The following is a 26,054-nucleotide window of genomic DNA, read 5'->3' as shown; positions in this document are numbered from 1 at the left end:
AAAACGCAGCTTAGTGGAGTGGCGCAATCCGGTAGTCGCCCCGTCGGGCCGAAACCCGGCGCGACGCGCCGCCGGACCCGGTGGACTGCCCGCGAAGGCGCTTCCGGACGGCACGGGGGAGCGGTCGCGACACCCCGGCCGAGGGGTGTTTGCAGCGGCGTTCCGGCAGCTCGACGCAGCGAGGCGGCACCTGCGCCCTTGCCCGCTAGACTGACGCAGTGTCTCCTCCGGCCGATCGCGCGAACAGTCGACGCCGCCAGCCCCGGCGCCGCGGTTCGGCCGGTAATGCGCCGAAACCCCGCATGCGTACCGTCCGGGAGACCTCGGCGGGCGGACTCGTGGTCGACGGTCTCGACGGCCCCCGCGACAAAGCCTCCGCCGCCCTCATCGGACGCACCGATCGGCGCGGCCGCCTACTGTGGTCGCTACCGAAAGGACATATCGAAGAGGGGGAGACGGCCGAACAGACCGCGATCCGCGAGGTCGCGGAGGAGACCGGTATCCACGGCACGGTGGTCGCCGAACTGGGCAGCATCGACTACTGGTTCGTCACCGAGGGCCGCCGGGTACACAAGACGGTGCATCACTACCTCATGCGGTCGATCGGCGGGGAACTGTCCGACGCCGACGTGGAGGTCACCAAGGTGGCCTGGGTTCCCTTGGGCGAACTCGATTCCCGGCTCGCGTACGCCGACGAACGCAGGCTGGCGGAGGTGGCGAAGCGGCTGATCGATCGGATGGAGAACGGCAGACAATGACGCGTGCGGGGTCCCTGCGTCCGAACAGGCCGCTGCACCGCTGGCTGCTGTCGCTCGTCACGGTGATGCTGGCCGTCGTGGCGACCGGCGTCTGCGCCGTGCCCGCCGCCGGCCAGCCCGACGGCAACGGCTACGGCAGCAGTACCGGCCCGAAATTCCTGAAGCTGTCCCTGGATTCGGTGACGCCCACGGTCATCACCACCACCAGCGACCCCTACTTCGTGGTCTCGGGAACCGTCACCAACATCGGCGACCGCGTGGTCGACGACATCAGCATCCGCGTCCAGCGGGCCCGGCCCGTGACCGCGGCCAGCGAACTGCGCACCGCGCTGCAGCTGGATCAGATCAACTACGACGTCACCGGTGCGTTCCGAGCGGTGTCCGACCGGCTCAGCCCGGGCGACCATCAACAGTTCAGCTTCACCGTGGCCCTGCGCGGCGGCGGCGATATGCCCAGCGACGTCACCGACCTCCAGATCACCGAGCCCGGCGTCTATCCGCTGCTGCTGAACGTCAACGGCGAACCCGCCTACGGCAATCAGGCCCGACTCGACGACGCGCGCTTCCTACTGCCCGTACTCGGCGTCCCGGCCACCGCCGACACCTCCGTCGACGCCCCGCCGCCGGTTCCGGCCGCCCCCGCCGCGCCGCCGGTGGCCACCACCATGCTGTGGCCGCTGGCCGACCGGCCCCGGCTGATGGCCGGCATCCCCGGCTCGGTGGACGGTCAGGCGCTGCTCACCGACGACGAGCTGGCCTCCTCGCTGAGCTCCGGCGGGCGTCTCGACCAACTGCTCTCGGCCCTGGAATCGGCGCTGCGCAACGACAGCCGCTCCGGCGGCGGGCTGGCCTCGGCGCTGTGTCTGGCCATCGACCCGGACCTGCTGGTCACGGTGTCGGCGATGATCACCGGCTACCGCGTGCTGGCCAGTCCATCCGATCCGGACGGACCCACCCGCGTGGGCACCGGCGCGCAGGCCGCCAAGACCTGGCTGGACCGGCTGCGCACCGTCGCCTCCGGATTATGCACGGTGGCACTGCCGTTCGCGCAGGTCGACGAGACCGCGCTGGCCGCCGTCAACGATCCGGCCCTCACCCATCGGGCGCTGGTCGCCCCCGCCGACGTGGTCGACTCCCTGCTCTCGGTCACCTCGCTGCGCGGGGTGAATCTGCCCGACGCGGGCACCATCGACGTCGAGGCGGCGCATCTGCTGGCCGCGCACGGCGTCACCACCGCCGTACTCGCCGACAACGCGGTCGTCCCCACCGACGGCCGGTCCACCGCCACCGCCGACGACACCATCGACGCACCCGCCCCGGCCGAGAATCCGGACATGGTGCGGCTGCCCGACATCCCGCTGAATCCGGTGGCGGGCGCGCCGCCGCCGATCGATCCCGGACTGCGGGTGGCCACCTTCGACATCTGGTCGGCCACCGCGCTGGCCGCCATCGGCTCCCATCCGCCGACGCCGTCGTTCACCCCGCAGTCGGTGCGCTACGACGTCAACGCCGACTCCCGCCCCGCGCGACTCCAGGACGCTCTCGGCGCCATCTCCTGGTCTGCGTTGAACCCGCGGCCGGACCGGCCGGGGGCGGCGCTGTTCATGCCGCCGCAGCAGTGGGGCGCGAATCGGGAGGAGGCCACCGCGCTGCTCGAGCAGCTGCAGCTGCTCTTCCGCGACAATCTCGCCGTCCCGCGCCCGTTCACCGACCTGCTGACCCAGCCCGCCGACCCGCAGCCCTACGAGCTCGACTATCTGAGCCAGGCCGCCGACGAATCGGTGCCGCGGCATTTCGTGGACCCGGTGCGCGCCCAGGCGCATCGCATTACCGAACTGATGAACGCGCTGGTGGAGGTGCCGCAGCAGGAGCTGAGCCCGCGCGCCTTCCTCACCCCGCTGCGCGACGATCTGATCCGAACCCTGACGCTGTCGGATCGGCGCAGCGGTGGCCAGCCCGACACCGTCGCCCAGCGCCGCCTCGACCAGACCACCGGCACCCTGCACGAACTGTTCGGATCGGTGACCGTGCTGCCGCCGGGCGGCGTCTACACCCTCGCCTCGGAACAGAGTCCGCTGCTGCTGGTGGCGCGCAACGACCTGCCGGTCGCCATCCGCGTCGAATTCCGCATCGACGCGCCCGCCGAGACGAAGATCACCGATGTCGGCGAGGAGGTATTGCCCGCCAAGGGCACCCGCTCCTTCCAGATCCCCACCGAGGTGAGTGACAGCCGAAACTTGGTGATACCCATCGCACTTACCACGCCGGACGGGGTGCCGCTCGGCGATGCCGTAACGGTATCGGTGCGTTCCAACGCCTATGGTCAGGCGTTGGCGATAATTACCGGGTGCGCGGGCGCGCTGCTGTTCCTGCTGGCCGGACGCCGCCTGTGGCACCGCTTCCGCGGGCAGGCCGATCCGGCCGATGAGGGGTTCGATCCGGAGACCCGACGTCGGGTGAATCGGTTCCGGCGTGCCCGCAAGCGGGAGATGCAACGACAGGAGGACCGATGAGCGAACACGGTGAACCGCGCTCATCGGGCCGCGAACCCGAGGGGCCGCCGTCACGGCGCGCCCCCTCCGCACCCTGGGAGCGAGGCGTGGGACGACAACCCGGTGGACCCGGAATGCCGCCGGGCCGACCGCAACCGCGGCAAGGACAGCCCCAGCCCGGACCGGAGCAACCCGCGCACCCGCAACCGAGACCGGGACAGCCCGGCCGCCCACAACCCCGACACGGCCAGCCGCAGCCACGGCAGGGGCAGCCGGGGCGGCCGCAGCCGCGCCCCGGCCCGCTACCAGGTCAACCGTCCGGTCCCCCCTCGGGACCGGAGTATCCGGCACCCGAACCACCCGTCATGCGGCGACCGGCCGGACTACCGCCCCGGCCGCAACCGCCCCAGCACCCGGAACCCCAGCGCCCTGCGTCCCAGTACTCAGAACCCCAGTACTCGGAACCCGAGTACCCGGCATCCCAGCGCCCGCGCCCCGAACCCCAGCGCCCGCGCCACGCCGCCCACGGGCAGGTGCCTCCGGAGGAGCGCTACCACTGGGGACATGTCACACCGCCGCCGCAGCGGCCCGTCCAACCCCAGCGCTATCCGACGCCGCCCTCGGACCGCCAGCCGCTACCGCGCACCACCGTGGTGAAAACGGCCCAGCAGGCCGAGAGCTCGAACGCCCGCCTGGTCAAGGAGTCCGGGTCCATCGCGTTCGCCACGCTGATCAGCCGCATCACCGGATTCGGCAAACAGCTGCTGCTGCTCACCGTGCTCGGCCCGGCCATCGCCAGCGCCTACACCGTCGCGGCCACCATCCCGACCATGATCTCCGAACTGCTGGTCGGCGCGGTGCTCACCGCCATCGTGGTGCCGACCCTGGTGCGTGCGGAGAAGGAGGACCCCGACGGCGGCGCGGCCTTCGTCCGGCGGCTGTACACCGCCGCCCTCACGGTGCTGGGCATCGGCACCCTGCTGGTGACGGCCGCCGCGCCGGTGCTCGTCACGCATGTCTTCCTGTCCGACGACGGTGAGGTGAACGTCGCCCTCACCACCGCGCTGACCTTCCTGCTGCTGCCCGCCATCGTCTTCTACGGCATGACGGCGCTGCTCACGGCCATCCTCAATACCCATCAGGTGTTCAAACCCGGTGCCTGGGCTCCGGTGCTGAACAACGTCGTGGTGCTCGTCGTCCTGGTGCTGTACGCCGTGACGCCGGGGGAGATCACCCTCGACCCGGTGCGCATGGGCGAGCCGAAACTGCTGCTACTCGGACTCGGCGTCACCATCGGCGTGATCGTGCAGGCGATGAGCCTGCTGCCCGCCATCCGCCGCGAGGGCATCAGCCTGAAGCCGCTGTGGGGCGTGGACGACCGGCTCAAGATGTTCGCGGGCATGGGCGCGGCCATCATCCTGTACGTCCTGATCAGTCAGGCCGGATGGGTGATCGCCACCCGCATCTCCTCGCATGTGGACGCCGCGGGTCCGGCCATCTACCAGAACGCCTGGCTGCTGCTGCAACTCCCGTACGGCGTGCTCGGCGTGACCGTGCTGACCGCGATCATGCCGCGGCTGTCCCGCAATGCCGCCGCCGACGACACCCCCGCCGTGGTGGACGATCTCGGCGCGGCGACCCGGCTCACCATGATCGCGCTGCTGCCGGTGGTCGTCTTCATGACGCTGGCCGGACCGCAGATCGGTCAGGCGCTCTACGGCTACGGCAACTTCGGCGGCGACGCGCGACGGCTCGGCGAGGCCGTGGCCTGGTCGGCGTTCACGCTGATCCCGTACGCGCTGGTGCTGATCCACCTGCGCGTGTTCTACGCCCGGGAGCAGGCGTGGACCCCAACCTGGATCATTCTCGGCATCACCACCGTGAAGGTGGTGTTCTCCGCGATCATGCCGATGGTGCTCGGACCCGACCAGGTGGTGATCGGCCTCAGTCTGGCCAATGGTCTCGGCTTCGTGGCGGGCGCGGTGATCGGCGGCTTCCTGCTGCATCGCAGCCTCGGCGACCTGCGCATGACCAATGTGGGCCGCACCATCACGCGGGTGCTGCTGGCGTCACTGGCCGGTGGCGCGGTCATGTGGATCGTGGACCAGGTGCTGGGGCTGCACCGGCTGTCGGACTCCTTCGGCGGGCTGGGCTCGCTGGTGCGGGTCGGGCTCACCGCCATCGTCATGTTCGCGGTGGCCTTCGGTCTGATGCGACTGGCCGGCATTCCGGAGATCGTGGCCATCACCGTCGCCATCTCGCGCCGCCTCGGCTTCGCGCCGCCCGCACCCGATCTGGATCTGGAAGGTCCGGCCGACGGCGTCGACGCCACCATGGTGCTGCCCATGGCCGATCTGCGGGCCGCGCCGTACTACTACCGGTACGACCCGTACCTGGACGCGCAGACCATGGTGCTGCCGGTCGTTCGACCCGAGGCGGTTGACAACACTGGAAAGGGTCAATTCCCGTACCCTGTTCCGGAGAGAAACGCAACCGCCGGATCCGGCGTTCGCGGCGAGACCGGTTCGGGTACTCGCGCAGTGTCGGGCGGCGACGCCCGCGCGGCGTCGGAGACCGACGATCGCGCCGTCGGCGACCCGATCCAGGAGCGGACTTCGACATTTTACGGCGAAGGAGGAACGAGGGTGAGCGACGACGCGGCGGGCGGCGTCCCGGCCGCCGAATCTGCGACGGCCGCGGGAGGCGGGCTCTCGACCGACGTTCCTCCGGGTTCGCAGACCGGAGCAGCGCCGGAGAGAGCCGAGGCGGCGGACACCGCCGACGCCCCGGCCCAGCAAGAGCGGCAAGCGGATTCGGGCCACGAGGCACCGGCCGATCCCACGCAGACCGGTGTCATGCCCATGCCGCCGCTACGTGTGGAGGCACCGTCCAAACGAGTTCAGCGCGGCCCCAAGCTGATCGCGGGCGCATCCGTGGCGGGTGGCCGCTACCGGCTGCTCGCCGGGCACGGCGGCGCGCGCGGCCTGCGGTTCTGGCAGGCCCTGGACGTGAAGTTGGACCGCGAGGTCGCGCTGACCTTCGTGGACGCCGACCAGAAGGCCGCGGACAACTCCGGACACGATGGGCCGCAAGCCATTCTGTCGCGCACCCTGCGCCTGGGCCGGATCAACTCACCGGGTCTGGCGCGCGTGCTCGACGTGGTGCGCGGCTCCTCGGGCGGCATCGTCGTGGCGGAATGGACACCGGGTCGATCGCTGCGCGAGATGGCCGAGACGCAGCCCTCGCCCATCGGCGCGGCCCGCGCCATCCGGGCCCTGGCCGCGGCGGCCGAACTCGCCCACCGCGGCGGCGGCTCGCTGTCCATCGATCACCCGGACCGGATTCGCATCAGCGCCTCCGGTGACGCGGTGCTCGCCTTCCCCGGCACCCTCGCCGACTCCGACGCGCAGTCGGACGTGCGCGGGCTCGGCGCCATGCTCTACGCCCTCACCGTCGCCCGCTGGCCCATCCGCACCGGCGGGATGACGGGCAGCGCGGCCACCGTGGGCGGGCTCCGGCTGGCCGATTTCGGGCCCGACGGCACCCCCGTGGAGCCTCGCCAGATCCGCCCGGAGGTGCCGTTCGAGATCTCGGCGGTGGCGGTGCGCTCGCTGGAGTCGAACAAGGGCGTACGCACCGCCGCGACCGTGCAGCACGTGCTGGAGCAGGCGTCGGTGGTCGATCAGAAGACCGACTTCATTCCGGTGCTGCGACTCGGACAGCGCGCCCCCAGCGCACCCGATGAGACGCTCGCCGATCCGGAACTGCTCGCCGCCGAGAAGGAACGCTCGCAGCGGATGATGTGGATCCTGGTCGGGCTCGGCGTGCTCGCCGCGCTGGTGGTCGGCGTGGTGATCTGGTGGCTGTTGAGCATCTTCGCGCCGGGGGCGTCCGATCAGCCGCTCAACGAGCAGCGCAATATCGGCCTCACCACGGCCACCTCGGCACCGGCCGTCCCCGGCGGCCCCGCGCCGGAGCCCACTCCGGCCGCGCCGACGGGTGGGGTGCCGATGCCCATCACGGGCGTCTCGGTGTACTCCCCGGAGGGCACGCCCGACAATATCGGCGGTGTGTCGGCGGTGCTGGACAATGATCCGGCCACCTTCTGGCGCACCGACCAGTACTTCCAGCAGTTCCCGGCCCTGAAGAACGGGGTCGGGGTGCTGGCCACGCTGGGCAGCCCGGGCAAGCTCACCAAGGTGGTGATCGACTCGCAGACCCCGGGGACGATGGTGGAGATCCGCAGTTCACCGACCGCGGCGCCGACCCTCGATCAGACGCAGCTGATCGGGTCGGCGACGCTCGGCGAGGGGGCCACCGAGATTCCGGTGAGCTCCGAGCAGTCGACCCGCTACGTGCTGATCTGGATCACCGCCCTGGGCAACAACGGGGGCCAGTACCAGTCCTCGCTCTCCGAAGTGCATTTCGAAGCCGCGCCCTAGTCGCGCCACCGCGCCCGGTGACCCCGGCCGCCCGCACGTCACAGCGCCGTGACCACACCGGCCTTCCGCACCGCCCCACATCCGCCCGATTCGCCCGAAAACGCCCGCTAGCTGCGTCTTTCTTCGCCGGATCGTTGCTGTCGAATCGTGACGCTGGATATGATCAGCCGAACTCTTCGGCAGGGGTTTGTATTGTCGCAATCGAACGAACGCCACGAGGGCTTGTCCGACACGCCCGACCATGCGCTGCTCTCCGCACACGCCCGAGGAGACCGGTACGCGTTCGCGGAACTGCTGCGCCGCCACCGGGATCACCTGTGGCAGACCGCCGTCCGCGCCTCCGCCACCCCGGAGGACGCCGCGGATTCGCTACAGGACGCCCTGCTGTCCGCCCACCGCAAGGCCGCCTCCTTCCGCGGCGATGCCGAGGTGCGCAGTTGGCTGCATACCATCGTGTTGCACGCGTGTCTGGATCGGATTCGTCGCAACAAGCTCCGCCGCACGGTACCGTTACCCGACGAGACGCTGTACGAACCCCCTTATGCCCGAGATGATTTCGCGGCCCGGGAGGCGACGCTGATCGTGGACGCGGCCCTGTTCGGCCTGCCCGCCGATCAGCGCACCGCACTGGTGGCCGTTGAGCTGGAAGGGTATTCGGTCGCGGATGCCGCGAAACTGCTGGGCGTACCGGAGGGCACGATCAAGAGCCGGTGCGCCCGCGGTCGACGGCGGCTCGAACAACAGTTGAAATCCCTGCGCGAGGACGGGAACCGAACCTAGCGCAGCTGCGTCCTACATAGAAGCGAAGTGAATGTCGATGTTCTCGCGGACCCCGGTACCGGTCCGCGACTTCCCATGACAGGCCCGACCTGGAGGGGCAATGGACGAGCACGAGACAGCTGGAGGCGTGATGGCGACCGACACCGTGCCGCAACCTCCCTACTCGCCCGAACTGCTCGCCGACCTGCACGCCGGGAACATGCCCGCACAGCTGTCGCGGCGGCTCTGGCCACAGGTGCGTCGCGATCCGAGTGCCATGCGCTACCTGCGCTCCCTCGACCGGGTGAACGGCGACCTGCGCGCGCTGGGCCGTGACGACCGCATCGTCCACCCCATGCCCGCCGAGGTCACCGCCCGCCTCGAGCGCATGATCGACGACCTCGTGAACACCCCCGATCCGAGCGAACGAATGGCCACCGTGCACCGCCTGCATCCCGACCGCGCCAACCCCGCGGCCACCGCCCCCATGCCCGCCGTCTCCCCGTTCGACACCGGCGAACTCACCGCCACCGATCTCGACCCCATCGAATCCGACCTCATCGAAACCTATACGGACAGCGACTATTTCGACGACGCCCCGCGCGATCCGGCACCGTGGACCACCCGACTGCGATGGATCACCGCCGTCGCGGCCGCGGTCGCACTCGTCGCCGGAGCCTTCGTCGCCGCCCCCGCCCTGCGCGGCGACGACGCCCCGCCGATGGCCGATCCCGCACCGCTGCGACTGACCGATGACCTCACCTCCACCACCGTGCTCAGCGCGCTGGGCCGCTACGACGCCACCGGCCCCCTCGCCACCCGGGAAACGCTCACCGGCTGCCTCGCGGGCGCGGGCCTGGACCGCGCCATCCTCGGCTCCCGCGATGTCATCTACGGCGGGCAGGACGCCGCCCTCGTCCTCCTCACCGGACCGGAGGCTCCCACGATCACCGCCGTGGTGCTCGGGGCCGACTGCACACCGGACGATCCCCGGGTGCTCGCCAATACCGATATCGGCTGACCCACCGCGACCCGGGCGAGCCGCTGCGACCTGATCCACGGCGACCTGATCCACGGCGACCTGGCCCACGCCGTCCTGCCCGCTCAGCAGCCGCGGGAACAACAGCGTTTAGGCTGTTGTTGACCGACACGCTGAGTTTCACACTGCCTCGGAGGGCCCCTTGAGCACGCCTGTACGCGACCTGATCATCGTCGGTTCCGGACCAGCTGGCTACACCGCAGCCGTGTACGCGGCGCGCGCGGAACTCGAACCCCTGCTGTTCGAGGGCACCCAATTCGGCGGCGCGCTCATGACCACCACCGAGGTGGAGAACTTCCCCGGCTTCCGCGACGGCATCATGGGCCCGGATCTCATGGAGGAGATGCGCGAGCAGGCCAAGCGGTTCGGCGCCGACATCCGCACCGAGGACGTCGACGAGCTCGACCTCACCGGTCCGATCAAGAAGGTCGTGGTCGGCGGCGAGACCCACGAGGCCTACGCGGTCATCCTGGCCATGGGTTCGGCCGCCCGCTACCTGGGCGTACCCGGTGAGCAGAAGCTGCTCGGCCGCGGCGTCAGCGCCTGCGCCACCTGCGACGGCTTCTTCTTCAAGGGCCAGGACATCGTGGTGGTCGGTGGCGGCGACTCCGCCATGGAGGAGGCCACCTTCCTCACCAAGTTCGCCTCCAGCGTCACCATCGTGCACCGCCGCGAGGAGTTCCGCGCCTCCCGCATCATGCTCGAGCGCGCCAAGGCCAACGAGAAGATCCGCTTCGTCCTCAACAGCGAGGTCGTGGAGGTCAACGGTGAGAACAGCGTCACCAGCCTGACGCTGCGCGACACCCGGACCGGGGAGACCTCGGAATTCCCCGCCACCGGCCTGTTCGTCGCCATCGGCCATGACCCGCGCAGCGAGCTGGTGCGCGGCCAGGTGGAGCTGGACGGCGAGGGCTACGTGCAGGTGCAGGGGCAGAGCACCTACACCTCGCTGCCGGGCGTCTTCGCCGCGGGCGATCTGGTCGATCACACCTACCGGCAGGCCATCACCGCCGCCGGAACGGGCTGCCGCGCGGCCATCGACGCCGAGCGCTGGCTGGCCGAACAGGGCGACATCACCAGCAACACTCTCGATCACGCCGGTCAGCCGGTCGAAGTAACCCAGTAGGAGAATCATGTCCGACGCCAAGACCTCCGCGACGATCACCGTCACCGACCAGACCTTCGCGGATCAGGTGCTGATCAGCGACAAGCCGGTGCTGGTCGACTTCTGGGCGACGTGGTGCGGTCCGTGCAAGATGGTCGCCCCGGTGCTGGAGGAGATCGCCGCCACCCACGGCGACAAGATCACCATCGCCAAGCTGGACGCCGACGCCAATCCGGAGACCTCGAAGCACTACGGCATTCTGTCGTTGCCTACCATGGTGCTGTTCCAAGGGGGCAAGGAAACCAAGCGAATTGTCGGAGCGAAGGGCAAAGCGGCCCTTCTGCGCGAACTCGAAGGCGTCATCTGACGACGCTGGATAGGATCTGGCGCGAGTAGGAGCCTGTGGTTCACCGCGGGCTCCTACCTCCGGCCCCTGACGCTACCGCCGGGGTAGGATTCCTGCACTCGACAGATTGCCGAAATTCGGTCCGGGTCTGAGACAATCGACCGACGCTCCGGTCGTGCGGAAGGTGTGAACCAACGCATGAGTGGGTACCCGGGTTGGCGGAAGGAAAGGGCTCTCACGCATGCACCGACTTCGTCACGGCGATAGTGGACCAGCCGTAGCAGAGGTTCGGAGCACCCTCGCAAGTCTCGGATTCCTGCACACTCACCCGCATTCCGATCAGTCGGGACCGAATGGTGAGTACTGGAAGGATTCGGACGCTGTTTTCGATCATGATCTGGATTCCGCGGTCCGCGCCTTCCAGCAGTATCGCGGTCTGCTCGTGGACGGCGTCGTCGGCCCCGCCACCTATCGGGCGCTGAAGGAGGCGTCCTACCGACTGGGTGCGCGCACCCTCATCTACCAGCTGTCCGCTCCGCTGTACGGCGACGACGTCGCGACACTCCAGCGCCGACTGCAGGACCTGGGCTTCTACGTGCACCGCGTGGACGGGTATTTCGGCCCGCACACCCACGAGGCGCTCACCGCCTTCCAACGTGAGATCGGTCTCGCTTCCGACGGCATCTGCGGCCCGGACACCCTGCGGTCGCTGGATTTGCTGGGCGCTCGCGTAACCGGCGGCAACCCGCACCGCATCGCCGAGGAAGAGGTGGTGCACCGCGCCGGACCGCAGCTCACCGGCAAGCGCATCGTCATCGATCCCGGCCTCGGCGGCCCGGACAAGGGGTTCGCCGTACCCACCGAATTCGGTGATGTGTACGAGTCGGAGATCCTGTGGGACTTGGCCTCCCGGCTCGAGGGCCGCATGGCGGCCACCGGTATGGAGACCTTCCTGTCGCGGCCGTGGGGAGCCAATCCCTCCGACGCGGAGCGCGCGGAGACCTCCAACACGTTCGATGCCGACCTCATGATCTCGCTGCGCTGCGCCACCAATCCGAGCCCGTCGGCCAGCGGGGTGGCAAGCTTCCACTTCGGCAATTCACATGGCTCCACCTCGATGATCGGCCAGGTGCTGGCCGGTTTCATCCAGCGTGAGATCGTGGCGCGCACCTCGCTGCAGGACTGTCGCACCCACGCCCGCACCTGGGATCTGCTGCGGCTCACCAAGATGCCCACCGTGCAGGTCGATATCGGCTATCTCACCAATGATTACGACGCCTCGGTACTCACCAATCCGCGCATGCGGGACGTGATCGCCGAAGCGATCCTGATCTCCGTGAAACGCCTCTACCTGCTCGGTCAGGACGACCAGCCGACCGGCACCTACACCTTCGCGGAACTGCTGGCCGAGGAACTGGCCGCCGCCGACCGCATCTGAGCGCGCAAGCGGTCACGAAAGACGTGAGCCCCCAGGACATCCTGGGGCTCTTTCGTTATCCGAGGGTGCGCGTCCCCGCGGGTGCTCAGAGCGTGAGCACCCGTCCCGGGACGGTCATCGACGCGGCCGCGAGCAACTGGTCGAGCGCGCGCTCCACATCTTCCTTCCACAGGTGGTCGCTGTCGAGTTCCAATCGCAGCCGTGGAAACCGGTGGTGGGAGGCAACGACCTTGAATCCCACGTCCTCCAGGAAGTCGGCCTCGATCATGCAGTTGTCCGGAGTGCAGGTATGTGATGCCGAAGCGGTCGGAATGCCGTGCGGGGGAGTGGAGATGCGTTCCATCAGCCGCATGGAACCGAGCAGACGGTCCGGCATGGCGGTGCTGGGCGGCTCCCGACGAATGCCGAACGCCTCGATGGCCCGTACACCGCGACGCACCAGATCGGCCACCACGGCCTGGATCAGCTGATGGGCTATGTCGTTGTCCTGGTACGGCATTTCGGACCGCAGCGTGGTCAGCAGGACCGCGTCCGGGCTCACCGGCGAGGTGGGGAAGAGTCCGGCGCGCGGCACCGCGCTCGGCGGCGAGTACAGCGCGCAGCCGACGGACTGCCCGTCCACCAGGGCCACCTGTCCGCATGATCCCCACTCCAGCATGACGGTGGAGAGCCAGGCTTCCTTCTCGAAGACCGGATCGCTGAATTCGTAGCAGTCCGCGGCCACTGCCGGATCGATCTCCCAGAACACGCAGCGGCGCGCGTGCCCAGGCAGCTTGTCGAGTCCGTCGAGAGTCAGTGCGGTAACACTGCTGGACACCGCGCTCATCCACCTCTCCGCGAGGTCGGCGCGCAGCCACGAGCCGCTACGAGGCTTACCCGGTGAGTTACCACGACCCTGACGAGATCAGTTGTCACCTACCGAACCTTTCGTTTGGGTCATCCGGAGCGCGCACTACCAGTCCATTCTGATCCAGGCTCGAGGCAGCTCGGCGAGCACCCCGACGAACAAGACCGTCACTGTGACGTTTCGGCTCCGGGCCCAGGGTTAGGGCTTTGTCTGCTCCATCAGGCTCACAATTCGCTCCAGATCGTCGATGGATCCGAACTCGACGACGATCTTGCCCTTGCGCTTGCCCAGTGCCACGGTGACCCGAGTGTCGAAGGATTCCGACAGCCGCTCCGCCACATCCTGGAGACCCGGCATCTGGATGGGCTTACGCTTCGGCGCCGGGGGAGTGGCGGCGGTATCCGGGTTCCGGTTGGCGAGGGTGACCGCTTCCTCGGTGGCCCGGACCGAGAGCCCTTCGGCGACGATCCGCGCCGCGAGCGCCTCCTGTGCTTCGGCTCCCGCCTCCAGGGACAGCAGGGCGCGGGCATGTCCGGCGGAAAGCACTCCGGCCGCGACCCGGCGCTGCACCGGGATGGGGAGCTTGAGTAGGCGGATCATATTGGTCACCACCGGACGGGAGCGGCCCAGTCGCGCGGCCAATTCCTCGTGGGTGACGCCGAACTCCTCCAGCAGCTGCTGATAGGCCGCCGCCTCTTCGAGCGGATTCAGCTGCACACGATGGATGTTCTCCAACAGCGCATCGCGCAGCAGCGAGCCGTCGGCGGTCTCGCGCACGATCGCCGGAATGGCGGTGAGCCCGGCTTCCTGACTGGCCCGCCACCGCCGCTCGCCCATGATGAGCTGATAGCGGGGCGTCGGCGACTCCGCCAACTGGCGCACCACGATCGGCTGCATGAGGCCGAACTCCTTGATGGAGTGCACCAGTTCGGCCAGCGCCTCTTCCTCGAAGACGGTGCGCGGCTGCTTCGGATTGGGCTCGATCAGCTCCGGCGCAATCTCCCGATACACCGCGCCCGCATCCGCGCCCGGCTCCGCGCCCACATCCGCCGCGGCCTCGCCGTCGGCCGGATCGGGTACGCGATGCAGGTACGCCGTAGCGGGTTGCGGCCCAATCGGGTCCAGGCCGATGACGACATTGGCAGCGGCACTGCCGAGGCCCTGGGTCGCCGCGGGCCCGGTCGGGATCAGCGCGGCGAGACCGCGTCCCAGTCCACCTTTCTTCGCCTGACTCATCGGCCTATCGACCCCTTTCATCCGTGTGTGATTCTCCCGCCGCGGCCGGGGTGGCCCGAGCCGCGATCTCGCGCCCGGCGTCGAGGTAGCTCATCGCTCCTCGCGAACCGGGATCGTAGTTGAGCACCGTCATGCCGTAGCCGGGCGCTTCGGACACCTTGACGCTGCGCGGGATGACCGACTTCAGCACCGCGTCGCCGAAGTGGCCGCGCACCTCCTCGGCCACCTGGTCGGCCAGTTTGGTGCGGCCGTCGTACATGGTGAGCACGACGGTGGAGACGTGCAGGGCGGGGTTGAGGTGCGATTGGATCAGGCTGATGTTGCGGAGCAGCTGACCTACACCCTCCAACGCGTAGTACTCGCACTGGATGGGGATCAGCACCTCCTTGGCGGCCACCATCGCATTGACGGTGAGCAGACCGAGCGAGGGCGGGCAGTCGATCATCACGTAGTCGATGTCGTACCCGGCGAGATTGGCGTCCTGGATGGCGGTCTTCAGGCGGCTCTCGCGCGCCACCATGGAGACGAGTTCGATCTCCGCGCCGGCGAGGTCGATGGTCGCCGGAATGCACAGCAGCCGCTCATTGTGCGGGCTCTGTTGGATCGCATCCCGGACCGACACCTCGCCGATGAGTAGCTCGTAGCTCGACGGCACCCCGGAGTGGTGTTCGACGCCGAGTGCAGTGCTGGCATTGCCCTGCGGATCGAGGTCGATCACCAGCACGCGCATCCCCTGCAGGGCGAGGGCGGCGGCGAGGTTGACCGCCGTGGTGGTCTTGCCGACACCGCCCTTCTGATTGGCGATGGTGATGACGCGCTGCTCCTTGGGGCGCGGAATGCTGGCCGTGCCCGGATGCAGGATCTGGCTGGCGCGGTGCGCTTCCGCCGCTATCGGGGTTTCGGCGGGGGAGATGTTCCCGAAGGCAGTGCGGCCGAACTCTTCAGCGCCGGCGCCCCCACTCTCCAGCAATCCGGGGACCCGCGACGTTGTTTCCCGTGAAACATTCGCCGGACCGTTCGACATACAGGCTCCTAACCCCGAGAACTTCAAGACACGTGGTCGAGCTGATTTGCGCACCCATGCCACCGCAGCCACGCTCGTGGGCGAGTGGGCGGTGTCGCCACTTGCCTACGATCACGCGACGCTGCGTACTCACCGAGAGGATGCGAGGTGCGAGATCGATACCCATTCCGAAGCCACTTCCGAGCCGGGTGCCGGGCATCGCGGGTCTGCGCTCGCTCGACGCTCCTAGCTTGCCAGCACCGAACACAATACGGAAGCTGAACGGCACTGATCACTGTCCGACACGCACTCGCATCGCCGAAGTTCGGGTTTCGCGCACACTTTTCACGATGTTTCACATGAAACATGCGCTCCGGGCGTGGGTTCGGGCGGTCGCTCCGATCAGTCCGCGTCGAGGGCGATCGGTTCGGAGTCGGCCGATGTTTCCCGTGAAACAAGGTCGTGGGTGTAGACGGAGATGGCGAGCCGGGCATCGACTGCGGCGACGCGAGCGAGAGTCACGGGGGAGAGCATCGGCTGTCCGACGTGTCCGTCCACGGCGGCATCGAAGCCGATATCGAAGACGCGATCCTCGGCCTCGTCCCACCGCGCCCGCGCCGCCGCGGGCAGCTGTTCGACCGCCGCGCAGCACGCTGCCGCGACCACATCCGGATCGTCCATGGTCTCGAGGTACGCCTCGAACGACAGCATCCAGCGCCCCGGCTCCATCTCGCCGCAGTAGAGGAGTGAGACGTCTCGCCCGAGTGCCTCGAGTGCCGCGCCCAGACTCGTGAGGTCCGCGCTATCGCGAACCTCCACATCCACATTCAGGAATCGAACCGACATCCCATACCCTCCGACTCAGCGCCCGCGCCGCTGCTGCCGACGCTCGGCGCGGGGGAGACGCTCGGCACTGATGACAACCGTCGGAGTGGACAGCACGCCCACTCCGCATTCCATTACCCGCGGCCGCCCCGCCCCGGCGCGGGTCAGCTCACCGCGATCGCGCTCCAACTCCTCGGCCGCGCTGGCTCCCTTGAGGGCGAGCATCCGGCCGTGCTCGTGCACCAGCGGCATGGACCAGCCCGCCAGCTTCGCAAGCGGAGCGACCGCGCGGGAGGTGACCACATCCGCACCGCCGGCTTCCTTCTTCACACCGGACTGTTCAGCGCGCCCGCGCACCACGGTGACATCCAGTCCGGCCGACTCGATGAACTCGGCCAGAAACACGGTTCGGCGGAGCAGCGGCTCCACCAGAGTGATGCGGAGGTCCGGCCGCGCGATGGCGAGCGGGATTCCGGGCAGCCCCGCACCGCTGCCGACGTCGACCACGGTCGAACCCGGCGCAATGAGCTCACCCACCACCGCGCAGTTGAGGATGTGGCGATCCCACAGCCGCGGCACCTCCCTGGGCCCGATGAGTCCGCGCTCCACGCCCGCGGTCGCGAGCGCCCGGCAGTACTTCTCGGCCAGCGCGAGTCGATCACCGAAGACCACCGCCGCCTCAGCGGGCGGCGCGAGATCGGGAGCGGTCACATCGGCATCCGGTTCCACGTGAAACATCCTTCCGAAGAAGTGGAATCAAACTTCCCCGCAGTGAAGCGGCGGGGCGGGGGGACTAGAGATAAGCGTAGGGCCCCCGGTTCTCGGAACCAGGGGCCCTACGGGTTTCGCGGCTTCCGTGTCAGCCCGGGAGGACGACCACGCGACGGTTCGGTTCCACGCCTTCGCTCTCGCTGACCACACCGTCGACGGCCGCCACGGCGTCGTGCACGATCTTGCGCTCGAACGGCGTCATGGGAGCGAGCGATTCACGCTCTCCCGTCTCCGCCACCCGGCGGGCCGCCTCGGTGCCCAGCGCGCTGAGCTCCGAGCGGCGCTTCGCCCGCCAGCCCGCCACATCGAGCATGAGGCGGCTGCGCACACCGGTCGTCTGCTGCACGGCCAGGCGGGTCAGCTCCTGGAGCGCGTCGAGCACCTCCCCGCGCCGACCGACGAGCTTGTCCAGATCCTTGCCGCCGTCGATGCTCACCACCGCGCGGTCACCCTCGACATCGAGATCGATATCGCCGTCGAAGTCGAGGACGTCCAGTAACTGCTCGAGGTAGTCGCCCGCGATCTCACCCTCTTCGATGAGTGCTTCCTCGGCATCGTTCGCGACATCATCGTTCACGACATCGGCCTCGGTGTCCGCGGCAGCAGCCGTCACAGTGGAATCCCCTCCGTCGGTCTCAACAGTCATTGTCGTTTCCTTAATCTGCAATTGTCCGGCGCAGCCTCACGCCGATGAAAGCTGATGACGCTGATGAATGCTGATGGCTCAGCGCCGCTTCTTCTGATTGGCGCGCCCGCGACTGCCGGAGCGCTTCTTGCCGCCACCGCTCGACTTGGCGGCGGGCTTGGCGGGCGGCTTGGCGCCGTTCTGCGTCGCGGGGGGAGCGGCATCGGAGGAGTCGTCGGCCGCATCCGCATCGGCCCTATCCGAATCGGCAATGGCGGCGGGCTTCTTGCGGGTGTCGACCGGCTTGGCGCCCGGCTTCGGAGCATTCGCGGCCCGACGCTCGATGGCGGCGGCCTTCTTCGCCTCTTCTTCCTTCTCCATATGACCGAAGACGAGGTGCTGCTGTACGTAGGTCCAGATGTTGTTGGACACCCAGTAGACGAGGATGGCGACGGGCAGGAACGGACCGCCGACGAGCACACCGAGCGGGAACACGTACAGCGCCAGCTTGTTCATCAGCGCGGCCTGCGGGTTGGCGAGCGCCTCCGGGCTCTGCCGGGCCACCGAGGCGCGGGCGTTGAAGTGGGTGGCGACACCGGCGATGATCATCAGCGGAATCGAGACGGCCGCGATGGCGATGCGGGAGGGCTCCGGGCCGGAGGCGGTGAAGGCCGCCATCATGCTGTCCGGCATGGTGATCATGGCCGACAGCGGCGCTCCGAAAATACGTGCGCCGAGGAAGGATTGGACGTCGGCCGCGCTGAAGATGTAGTTGGCGGTGTTGGCGTTCTCCTCCACCGACAGGCCCAGCTGACCGAACCCGTGGCCGGTTCGGTTGAACGACCGCAGCACATGGAACAGGCCGAGGAACACCGGCACCTGCAACAGCACCGGCAGGCAACCCATGAGCGGGTTGAAGCCGTGGTCCTTCTGCAACTTCTGCATCTCGAGCGCCATCTTCTGGCGATCGTTCTTGTACTTGGCTTGCAGCGCCTTGATCTGCGGCTGCAACTCCTGCATCTGCTTGGTGGTGCGCACCTGCTTCACGAAGGGCTTGTACAGCACCAAGCGCAGCGTGAAGACGAGGAAGACCACGGCCAGGGTCCAGGACCATCCGCTGTCGTAGCCCAGCACGAAGCCGAAGGCACGGTGCCAGAACCACAGAATGGCCGACACCGGGTAGTAGATGAAGTCGAGCACGGCTCTATGCACTCCCGTCGTTCGTATCGCCGGTCACCGCGGGCGGTGACCCTTTACAAGTCGATGCCTCGTCCGGAGCAGACGTGCGGGCGTCCTTCCGTTCCGGTACGGGGTCCCACCCACCAGGGTGCCAGGGCGCACATTTGGCCAGCCGCACGGCTGTCAGTCCGAGTCCCACGACGAGACCTCGGGTGCGCAGCGCCGTCACCGCGTACTCGCTACAGGTGGGGGTGAACCGGCACACCGGCATGCGAGTGGGGGAGATGTAGGTCCGATACAGCTCGATGAGGAAGATCAGGGCCCTGGCCGGGAATCGCGCGACCGCGCGCAGGGCGGTCATGCTTCGCTGCCGGTGAGGACGCCGAGTTTACGGAGACCGGCACGCAGCTGCCGTCGCAATTCGTCGGACGGAGCGTCCGCGGCGCCGGGCAGGGCGCGCAACACCACATCCGCGCCCTCGGGCAGATCGGCGGCCACGCTTGCGCAGATATGACGCAGGCGGCGGGCCACCCGGTGGCGTACCACCGCGTTTCCCACCGCCTTGCTGACGATCAATCCGAATCGCGGCCCGCCCACCCGAATACTCGGGTGGTCACGGTTCGCCTCCTGCCCGTCGGCTAGTAGTACATGCACGACAAGATCCCGCCTCCCGATCCGTCGGCCTTGGCGCACCGTCCGGGCGAAGTCGGTACGCCGGTGCAGCCGATAGGGCTCAGGCAGCACCTGAGCATCCGAGCGGGGAGGAGTGAGCGGGAGTCCGGAGGAACGATCCGTACGGCGAGCCGGTCATGCGACGCCGAGTCCGGGTAGGACCGGAATCAGGCCGTGAGCCGCGCGCGGCCCTTGGCACGACGCGCGGAAACGATGGCGCGGCCCGCACGGGTCCGCATCCGGAGGCGGAACCCGTGGACCCGCGCCCGACGACGGTTGTTCGGCTGGAACGTCCGCTTGCCCTTGGCCACGGTCAACACTCCTCTAGGTGGTGGGCGCCTGGTGACGCCCGAAGCTTGTCGGTGAAACGTGTCGCGAGAGACTCGCGCGCAATACCCTGGAGGCACGGGCAGCAGACAGCCGCCACCGCACCATAGGGTGACTGTACGAGGGTACTGACCCAGTGATCGGGGGTCAAACTCGGGGTTACGTGATGGCTGTCGCTGTGTTCAGCGTAGGGCCGCCGGCCGACGACATGCCGATTATCGCCGCCTCTCCTGGGGGTTCGTGTCGAGCGGGGGTCGTCGTGTACGGTCCTTGGCACCGGCTTTCCTGCGAGTCGCCCGACAGTTGCTGATCGGTTGCTGAAGAACCGCAGGTCCACGCCTGATTTGGGGGCTCACCCGCGGCGACACGCGTATCCCCAGGTTGTCCACATCTGTGGATAATTGTGTGGAAAGACCCCTGGAGTGGCATATTCGTAGGGCCGACGCGTCCTCGCTGTGTCCGGAATGTGGGAGTTCCGAGCAGTGCCCGACCGTCTGCTCCATTCGACCTACTCCGGGGAGGACGACCGTAAGTGGACGCCGAGCAGAACGAGTTGACCGCCGTATGGCCCGAGGTCGTGGCCGAACTCACCACCGGTTCCTCCGATGGTGACATCCAGCCCGTCTCCAAGGCGCTCAAGGCCTGGCTGGGGCTCATTACGCCGATCACCTTCGCGCAGGGATTCGCCCTGCTCTCGGTATCCGGTCCGCTCGCTCAGCAGGTGGTGGAACGCGATCTTCGCGAACCCATCCTGCGCTCGCTCGCCCGTCGGCTCGGCCCTCAGGTCGAGGGTCTCGGCGTGCGGATAGCCGCACCGCAGCACCCGCCCGCCGACCGCGCCCCGAACCCCCGCCACGCCCGGATGACCTCCCGCCCGGAGCGTCCGCGCGAGCCCCGACCGGCTCCGCCGCAGTACGCTCCGGTGCCCGAACCGCCACCCGCCGAGCATCCGATGCCGCGCTACCAGAGCGCTCCGGACTATCCCGAACCCCCGCGCTACGGGGAGCCCTCGGACTATCAATCCCGAGAAAACTATCCACCTGTGGATTACGGTCAGGGTCCGCTCGATCCGATGGCCGAAGAATTGCCGGACCCCATGCCGGAGCGCATGCCGGAGGCCATGTCCCAGCCGATGACGCCGCCCGCGGCTCCGGCGCCGCGCCGTCGGGAGAGCACGCACCGCACCCCGCCCATGCCGCCCGGACAGGAATCGCTGTTTCCCACCGAACCGGAGCCGGAGCCGGAGTCCATGCCCGCGGCGCGGCGTCCGGTGGACGACGAGGAGCCGGTGGTCAACGTCCGCAACTCGTGGCCCACCTACTTCAACAAGCCGCCCGAGCGCGACACCCCCGCCCCCTCCTCGGCCAGCCTGAACGCCAAGTACACCTTCGAGACCTTCGTCATCGGCGCCTCCAACCGTTTCGCGCACGCCGCCGCGGTGGCCATCGCGGAGGCTCCGGCCCGCGCCTACAATCCGCTGTTCGTTTGGGGCGCTTCGGGTTTGGGCAAGACCCACCTGCTGCACGCGGCCGGCCACTACGCCCAGCGGCTGTTCCCGGGCATGCGGGTGAAGTACGTGTCCACCGAGGAGTTCACCAACGACTTCATCAACTCGCTGCGTGACGACCGCAAGGTGGCCTTCAAACGGCGCTACCGGGAAACCGACATCCTGCTCGTCGACGACATCCAGTTCATCGAGGGCAAGGAAGGTATCCAGGAGGAGTTCTTCCACACCTTCAATACGCTGCACAACGCCAACAAGCAGATCGTGGTGTCCTCGGACCGGCCGCCCAAGCAGCTGGCCACGCTGGAGGAGCGGCTGCGTACCCGGTTCGAATGGGGCCTCATCACCGATGTGCAGCCGCCGGAGCTGGAGACCCGGATCGCCATCCTGCGCAAGAAGGCCCGGATGGACCGTCTCGATGTGCCGCACGACGTGCTCGAGCTCATCGCCAGCCGGGTGGAGCGCAATATCCGCGAGTTGGAGGGCGCGCTCATCCGGGTCACCGCGTTCGCCTCGCTGAACGGACAGCCGCTGGATCTGTCGCTGGCCGAGGTGGTGCTGCGCGACCTCATGCCCGACACCGCCACGCTGGAGATCACGGCGGCCACGATCATGGCCGTGACCGCGGAGTACTTCAACACCACGCTGGAGGAACTGACCGGTCCCGGCAAGGCGCGGCCGCTGGCGCAGGCCCGGCAGATCGCCATGTACCTGTGCCGCGAACTCACCGATCTATCCCTGCCCAAGATCGGTCAGGCGTTCGGGCGCGACCACACCACGGTCATGTACGCCGAGAAGAAGGTGCGCAAGGAGATGACCGAACGCCGCCGGGTGTACGACCAGGTGCAAGAACTCACAGCCCGAATCAAGCAGCGCTCCCGCTGATCCACAGCTAACAGGCCCCCACGTCACTTGACGTGGGGGTCTTCTGTTTTCTGGGTTGTGGATTCCTCGAGGAGTCCTCGAGGAAAGCATGTGGATTCCTCGAGGAATCCCACTGTTGTTCACGGGTTTGCCCCCAGGGCTCTACTCACAGCGGTGCACAGGCGGTAGTGCACAGTTCCCACAGGCCGATTCATCCACGGGGCCTGACCTGCCAGGACACGAGTTATGCCCTGTGGATTCCTCGAGGACTCCCTGTCAGGTCCTCGAGGAATCCTCGAGTTGTCCCCGGATTCGCTCAGATGTGGGCAGAGTGGGGTGGAATCGTGGAACAACTCGAGGACGACTCGAGGATGGATGTTGGACAACTTCGGGCGGTCCACAGACGCTCCCCGTTCATCCTCGAGACACCCCACGGACATCCCCACGCCGCCACCCACTCTCAGCTGCGGAAACGAGCGGAGTCCACAGAATCCACAGCCCCTATTACTACTTAGATTTCTCTTCTAGAGATCTCTTCTTTAAAACAGGCGGTGTGGAAACTCGGCTCGGGAGCGCACGGTGCGCCCCGGCCCCCTCCACACCCGAACGAACGGCAGGGAGAAGCGGGACGGTCGAAGATCGACACCCGAAGACGCCGGAGGGTCGACGTTGGCGACGACGCCTCGCGCGGGTACGGTTTGGTGTCGGTCGTCTATGCCAGACTTCGAGGCGGCCGATTCACCAGCTGCCCTAGGCGTCGAGCCGACGCTGGACGAGCCGAGACAGATCACGAACGATCGAGACTGGGAGAGGACAGACCGGGCGATGGACCTTGCAAGCATGAAGTTTCGGGTCGCTCGCGAGGATTTCGCCGAATCCGTTGCGTGGGTGGCTCGCAGCCTGCCCTCGCGGCCTCCGGTACCGGTTCTCGGCGGCGTACTCCTCGTGGCCGATGAGGGCGGGCTGACGGTCTCCGGCTTCGACTACGAGGTCTCCGCGCAGATGCGGGTGGCCGCCGAGGTCGCCGGACCCGGACAGGTCCTGGTGTCCGGTCGCCTGCTGGCCGATATCACCAAGGCGTTGTCCAACAAGCCGGTGGACGTCTCGGTGGACGGCACCCGGGTGCTGATCCAGTGCGGCAGCGCCAAGTTCTCCCTGCCCACCATGCCGGTCGAGGACTATCCCCAGCTTCCCGAACTTCCTCCCCAGACCGGTGAACTCGCGGTCGACGTGTTCTCCGAGGCGGTGGGCCAGGTGGCCGTCGCCGCCGGGCGCGACGACACGCTGCCCATGCTCACCGGCATCCGGGTCGAGATCGAGGGCCCCAAGGTCGTGCTCGCGGCCACCGACCGCTTCCGCCTCGCCGTGCGTGAGCTGGAGTGGAATCCGGGGCGTCCCGATGTGGAGACCGCCGTGCTGGTTCCGGCACGCACCCTCTCCGAGGCCGGTAAGACCCTCGGTCCGTCCGATGCCCCCGTGCAGCTGGCGTTCGGTACCGGTACCGACGGCCTGCTCGGCATCGTGAACGGCGGCCGCCGCACCACCACCCGGCTGCTCGACGCGGAATTCCCCAAGTTCCGCCAGCTGCTCCCCAAGGAGCACACCTCCATCGCGACCCTGTCGGTGAGCGCGCTGACCGAGGCCATCAAGCGTGTGGCGCTGGTGGCCGAGCGCGGTGCGCAGGTGCGGCTGGAGTTCAACGAGGAGGGCCTGCTGCTCTCCGCGGGCGGTGACGATGCCGGTCGCGCCGAGGAGTGGCTGGTGGCCGACTTCCGCGGCGAGCCGCTGACCATCGCCTTCAATCCGGGCTACCTGGTGGACGGCCTGTCCGCGCTGCGCTCGGACCGGGTGGCCTTCGGCTTCACTACTCCCAGCCGTCCGGCGGTCCTGCTGCCCGCCTCCGACGACGCACCGGAGCCCTCGGAGTCCGGCGCGTTCGCGGCGCTGACCGGTAATTACATCTACCTGTTGATGCCGGTCCGGCTCCCGGGCTGATCCGCGGATCGAACGTTTGTGCACAGTGTTGACAAACCTGTGAAAAACTCGGCGAGAGCGGGGATTTCGTCGTACGTCGGCGGATATCCCCAGCTCGCTGCACATTTCCACAGGGCGACGGGCACGGTGGAGTAGATGTACGTTCGGGCGCTGTCGCTGCTCGATTTTCGATCCTGGGAGCGGGCCGACCTCGAATTGCCGCCGGGGCGAACGGTTTTCCTCGGCTCCAACGGCAACGGCAAGACCAACCTGGTCGAGGCCGTCGGGTACCTGGCCACGCTCGGATCACACCGCGTGGCGGCCGACGCGCCCCTGATCCGGATCGGGGCGTCGCGGGCGCGGATCGGGGCCACGGTGGTGAACTCCGGCCGTGAGCTACGGGTCGACGTGGAGCTCAATCAGGGGTCGGCCAATCGGGCGCAGATCAACCGCTCGCCGGTGCGCCGCACCCGGGAGATCCTGGGGATTCTGCAGACGGTGCTGTTCGCGCCCGAGGATCTGTCGCTGGTGCGCGGCGATCCGGGGGAGCGCCGCCGCTTCCTGGACGAGCTGGCCACCGCACGGCTGCCGCGGCTGGCCGGGGTGCGGGCGGATTACGACAAGGTGCTGCGGCAGCGTTCGGCGCTGTTGAAATCGGCTGGCCGCCATGCCCGTTCCCGCGGCGGTTCCGGGGCGGAGCTGAGCACCCTGGACGTGTGGGACGGGCATCTGGCCGCGCACGGCGCCGTGCTGCTCGCGCAGCGGCTGCGACTGGTGCACGAACTTCATCCACATCTCGCACAGGCGTATTCGGGGATCGCGCCGGAATCCCGGCCCGCCACGATCGGCTACCGCAGCGCCACGCTGCCCCCGGAGTTCCTGGACCCGGCGCGAGCGCCACGTGACGATGACGTGGAGGTGCTGGAGTCCATCCTGTCGCGCGAGTTGTCCACAGCCCGTCCCAAGGAATTGGAACGCGGGGTCTGCCTGGTCGGTCCGCACCGTGACGACCTGGACCTCATGCTGGGGTCCGCGCCCGCCAAGGGTTTCGCCAGTCACGGCGAATCCTGGTCCTTCGCACTGGCTTTGCGGTTGGGCGCGTTCGAACTGCTGCGCACCCAGGGCAGCGATCCGGTGCTCATCCTGGACGATGTCTTCGCCGAGCTCGACCGCCGCCGCCGCACCGCCCTGGCCGCCGTGGCCGCGACCGCCGAACAGGTGCTGATCACCGCCGCGGTGCCGGAGGACGTGCCGCCCGAACTGGACGCCAACCCGCTGCGGGTGGAGACCTCCGGCGAGGCCGACGACCGCATCTCCCGCATCGCGGTTCCGGCACCGTGAGCGCATCCCCGCGCCGCCGCGCGCGGCGACCAGGCGGCCCGCCTCCGCATCGTGGGTGAGGTCGCGCTGCCTGCGGGTGCCGAGTCACCGCTGCGCTTCGCCCGCCCGTGACAGCCGTGCCGCCGGGAAATTCTTCCCGGAGTCGCGCGGAACCTGAGTCGCGCGGAAAACGGTCGCCCGCGGGCGGGCCGGGCTGTCGAACCCGACCGGCGGACGTCGCCCCCAACAACACCGCCCGGCCAACGCTGGTCGAAGACGCGCACGATGTGGTCGTGGTCGAGCGATCGAGGTACCCGATCAATGGTGACTCCGTGCATGGCGACACTGTCGGTCCCGTACGGCAGAATCGGTGCGACGTGCGGCTCGGCAAGGGAAGGGATCGGAATGGGTGACCAACCGGAACGGTCCGACAACGCTCCGGCGGCGGGAGGCGGGCCGGATGGGGAGTTGCGGGGCATCGACCTCGCTCGGCGCGCGCTCGAGGAGGCACGTGCCGCCGCCCGCGCG

Annotated in this window: 21 protein-coding genes; 11 read left to right on the top strand and 10 right to left on the bottom strand. The window is 68.4% G+C overall.

All coding sequences use genetic code 11. The annotated features are described in order from the left end of the window. Nucleotides 1-302: 302 nt before the first annotated feature. From QK444_RS03370 to QK444_RS03335, 8 genes are all read left to right on the top strand, one after another. Nucleotides 303-758: an NUDIX hydrolase gene (locus QK444_RS03370; RefSeq protein WP_282776924.1), complete on the top strand. Its 456-nt coding sequence runs from the start codon at nucleotides 303-305 to the stop codon at nucleotides 756-758. Continuing rightward, nucleotides 755-3,271: a DUF6049 family protein gene (locus tag QK444_RS03365; protein ID WP_282776922.1), complete on the top strand. Its 2,517-nt coding sequence runs from the start codon at nucleotides 755-757 to the stop codon at nucleotides 3,269-3,271. The genes QK444_RS03370 and QK444_RS03365 overlap by 4 nt, the downstream gene beginning before the upstream one ends. Then, complete coding sequence (murJ, locus tag QK444_RS03360) at nucleotides 3,268-7,692, top strand: murein biosynthesis integral membrane protein MurJ (protein WP_282776920.1); 4,425 nt, start codon at nucleotides 3,268-3,270, stop codon at nucleotides 7,690-7,692. Before QK444_RS03365 ends, murJ begins: the two co-directional genes overlap by 4 nt. A 192-nt stretch (nucleotides 7,693-7,884) precedes the next feature. Further along, complete coding sequence (gene sigM, locus QK444_RS03355) at nucleotides 7,885-8,472, top strand: RNA polymerase sigma factor SigM (RefSeq protein ID WP_228807442.1); 588 nt, start codon at nucleotides 7,885-7,887, stop codon at nucleotides 8,470-8,472. Between the two features lie 130 nt (nucleotides 8,473-8,602). Continuing rightward, on the top strand, nucleotides 8,603-9,472 hold the full coding sequence (locus QK444_RS03350; protein WP_282776915.1) for a hypothetical protein: 870 nt from the start codon (nucleotides 8,603-8,605) through the stop codon (nucleotides 9,470-9,472). 160 nt (nucleotides 9,473-9,632) lie between these two features. Beyond that, complete coding sequence (gene trxB, locus QK444_RS03345) at nucleotides 9,633-10,616, top strand: thioredoxin-disulfide reductase (RefSeq protein ID WP_282776914.1); 984 nt, start codon at nucleotides 9,633-9,635, stop codon at nucleotides 10,614-10,616. Nucleotides 10,617-10,623: 7 nt separating this feature from the next. Further along, the gene (gene trxA / locus QK444_RS03340) at nucleotides 10,624-10,962 is read left to right on the top strand and encodes a thioredoxin (protein WP_029932470.1); all 339 of its coding nucleotides are present in this window, start codon (nucleotides 10,624-10,626) and stop codon (nucleotides 10,960-10,962) included. 220 nt (nucleotides 10,963-11,182) lie between these two features. Then, nucleotides 11,183-12,379, top strand: a complete 1,197-nt coding sequence (locus QK444_RS03335; protein WP_282776910.1) for an N-acetylmuramoyl-L-alanine amidase — start codon at nucleotides 11,183-11,185, stop codon at nucleotides 12,377-12,379. An 85-nt stretch (nucleotides 12,380-12,464) separates the two neighbouring features. Here QK444_RS03335 and QK444_RS03330 read toward each other — a convergent pair whose 3' ends face one another. The 10 genes from QK444_RS03330 to rpmH all read right to left on the bottom strand — a co-directional run bounded on the left by QK444_RS03330 (nucleotide 12,465) and on the right by rpmH (nucleotide 19,848). Beyond that, nucleotides 12,465-13,196, bottom strand: a complete 732-nt coding sequence (locus QK444_RS03330; RefSeq protein WP_282776947.1) for a GNAT family N-acetyltransferase — start codon at nucleotides 13,194-13,196, stop codon at nucleotides 12,465-12,467. A gap of 228 nt (nucleotides 13,197-13,424) precedes the next feature. Continuing rightward, complete coding sequence (locus QK444_RS03325) at nucleotides 13,425-14,462, bottom strand: ParB/RepB/Spo0J family partition protein (RefSeq protein WP_282776908.1); 1,038 nt, start codon at nucleotides 14,460-14,462, stop codon at nucleotides 13,425-13,427. 4 nt (nucleotides 14,463-14,466) lie between these two features. Next, nucleotides 14,467-15,486 carry a ParA family protein gene (locus QK444_RS03320; RefSeq protein WP_282776906.1) on the bottom strand — a complete coding sequence of 340 codons (1,020 nt, stop codon included), beginning with the start codon at nucleotides 15,484-15,486 and terminating at the stop codon, nucleotides 14,467-14,469. A gap of 381 nt (nucleotides 15,487-15,867) precedes the next feature. After that, nucleotides 15,868-16,311, bottom strand: coding sequence for a hypothetical protein (locus tag QK444_RS03315; RefSeq protein ID WP_282776904.1), 444 nt, complete (start codon nucleotides 16,309-16,311; stop codon nucleotides 15,868-15,870). A 15-nt stretch (nucleotides 16,312-16,326) separates the two neighbouring features. Then, entirely contained in the window at nucleotides 16,327-17,028 is a 702-nt protein-coding gene (gene rsmG, locus QK444_RS03310; RefSeq protein WP_282776902.1) for a 16S rRNA (guanine(527)-N(7))-methyltransferase RsmG, read from the bottom strand. Nucleotides 17,029-17,149: 121 nt separating this feature from the next. Continuing rightward, the gene (locus QK444_RS03305) at nucleotides 17,150-17,707 is read right to left on the bottom strand and encodes a protein jag (RefSeq protein WP_282776900.1); all 558 of its coding nucleotides are present in this window, start codon (nucleotides 17,705-17,707) and stop codon (nucleotides 17,150-17,152) included. Nucleotides 17,708-17,785: 78 nt separating this feature from the next. Beyond that, a complete protein-coding gene (yidC, locus tag QK444_RS03300) occupies nucleotides 17,786-18,886 on the bottom strand; it encodes a membrane protein insertase YidC (RefSeq protein WP_282776945.1) in 1,101 nt (366 codons plus the stop codon). Nucleotides 18,887-18,890: 4 nt separating this feature from the next. Further along, nucleotides 18,891-19,226: a membrane protein insertion efficiency factor YidD gene (gene yidD / locus QK444_RS03295; protein WP_282776898.1), complete on the bottom strand. Its 336-nt coding sequence runs from the start codon at nucleotides 19,224-19,226 to the stop codon at nucleotides 18,891-18,893. Continuing rightward, nucleotides 19,223-19,609: a ribonuclease P protein component gene (gene rnpA / locus QK444_RS03290; RefSeq protein ID WP_282776896.1), complete on the bottom strand. Its 387-nt coding sequence runs from the start codon at nucleotides 19,607-19,609 to the stop codon at nucleotides 19,223-19,225. Before rnpA ends, yidD begins: the two co-directional genes overlap by 4 nt. A gap of 95 nt (nucleotides 19,610-19,704) precedes the next feature. Then, the gene (gene rpmH / locus QK444_RS03285) at nucleotides 19,705-19,848 is read right to left on the bottom strand and encodes a 50S ribosomal protein L34 (RefSeq protein ID WP_081592136.1); all 144 of its coding nucleotides are present in this window, start codon (nucleotides 19,846-19,848) and stop codon (nucleotides 19,705-19,707) included. A gap of 548 nt (nucleotides 19,849-20,396) precedes the next feature. On the opposite strand from rpmH, the gene dnaA reads away from it, so the two are divergent. The 3 genes from dnaA to recF all read left to right on the top strand — a co-directional run bounded on the left by dnaA (nucleotide 20,397) and on the right by recF (nucleotide 25,547). Next, nucleotides 20,397-22,253, top strand: a complete 1,857-nt coding sequence (dnaA, locus tag QK444_RS03280) for a chromosomal replication initiator protein DnaA (RefSeq protein ID WP_282776894.1) — start codon at nucleotides 20,397-20,399, stop codon at nucleotides 22,251-22,253. A gap of 804 nt (nucleotides 22,254-23,057) precedes the next feature. Further along, nucleotides 23,058-24,227, top strand: a complete 1,170-nt coding sequence (gene dnaN, locus QK444_RS03275) for a DNA polymerase III subunit beta (RefSeq protein ID WP_029932481.1) — start codon at nucleotides 23,058-23,060, stop codon at nucleotides 24,225-24,227. Between the two features lie 135 nt (nucleotides 24,228-24,362). Then, on the top strand, nucleotides 24,363-25,547 hold the full coding sequence (gene recF / locus QK444_RS03270; protein WP_282776891.1) for a DNA replication/repair protein RecF: 1,185 nt from the start codon (nucleotides 24,363-24,365) through the stop codon (nucleotides 25,545-25,547). Nucleotides 25,548-26,054 lie beyond the last annotated feature (507 nt).

The sequence above is a fragment of the Nocardia sp. CC201C genome (assembly GCF_030010695.1).
Taxonomy (GTDB): Bacteria; Actinomycetota; Actinomycetes; order Mycobacteriales; family Mycobacteriaceae; genus Nocardia; species Nocardia otitidiscaviarum.
Note: the sequence above shows the minus strand (reverse complement) of the source record. Positions and strands in the feature narration are given on the sequence as shown.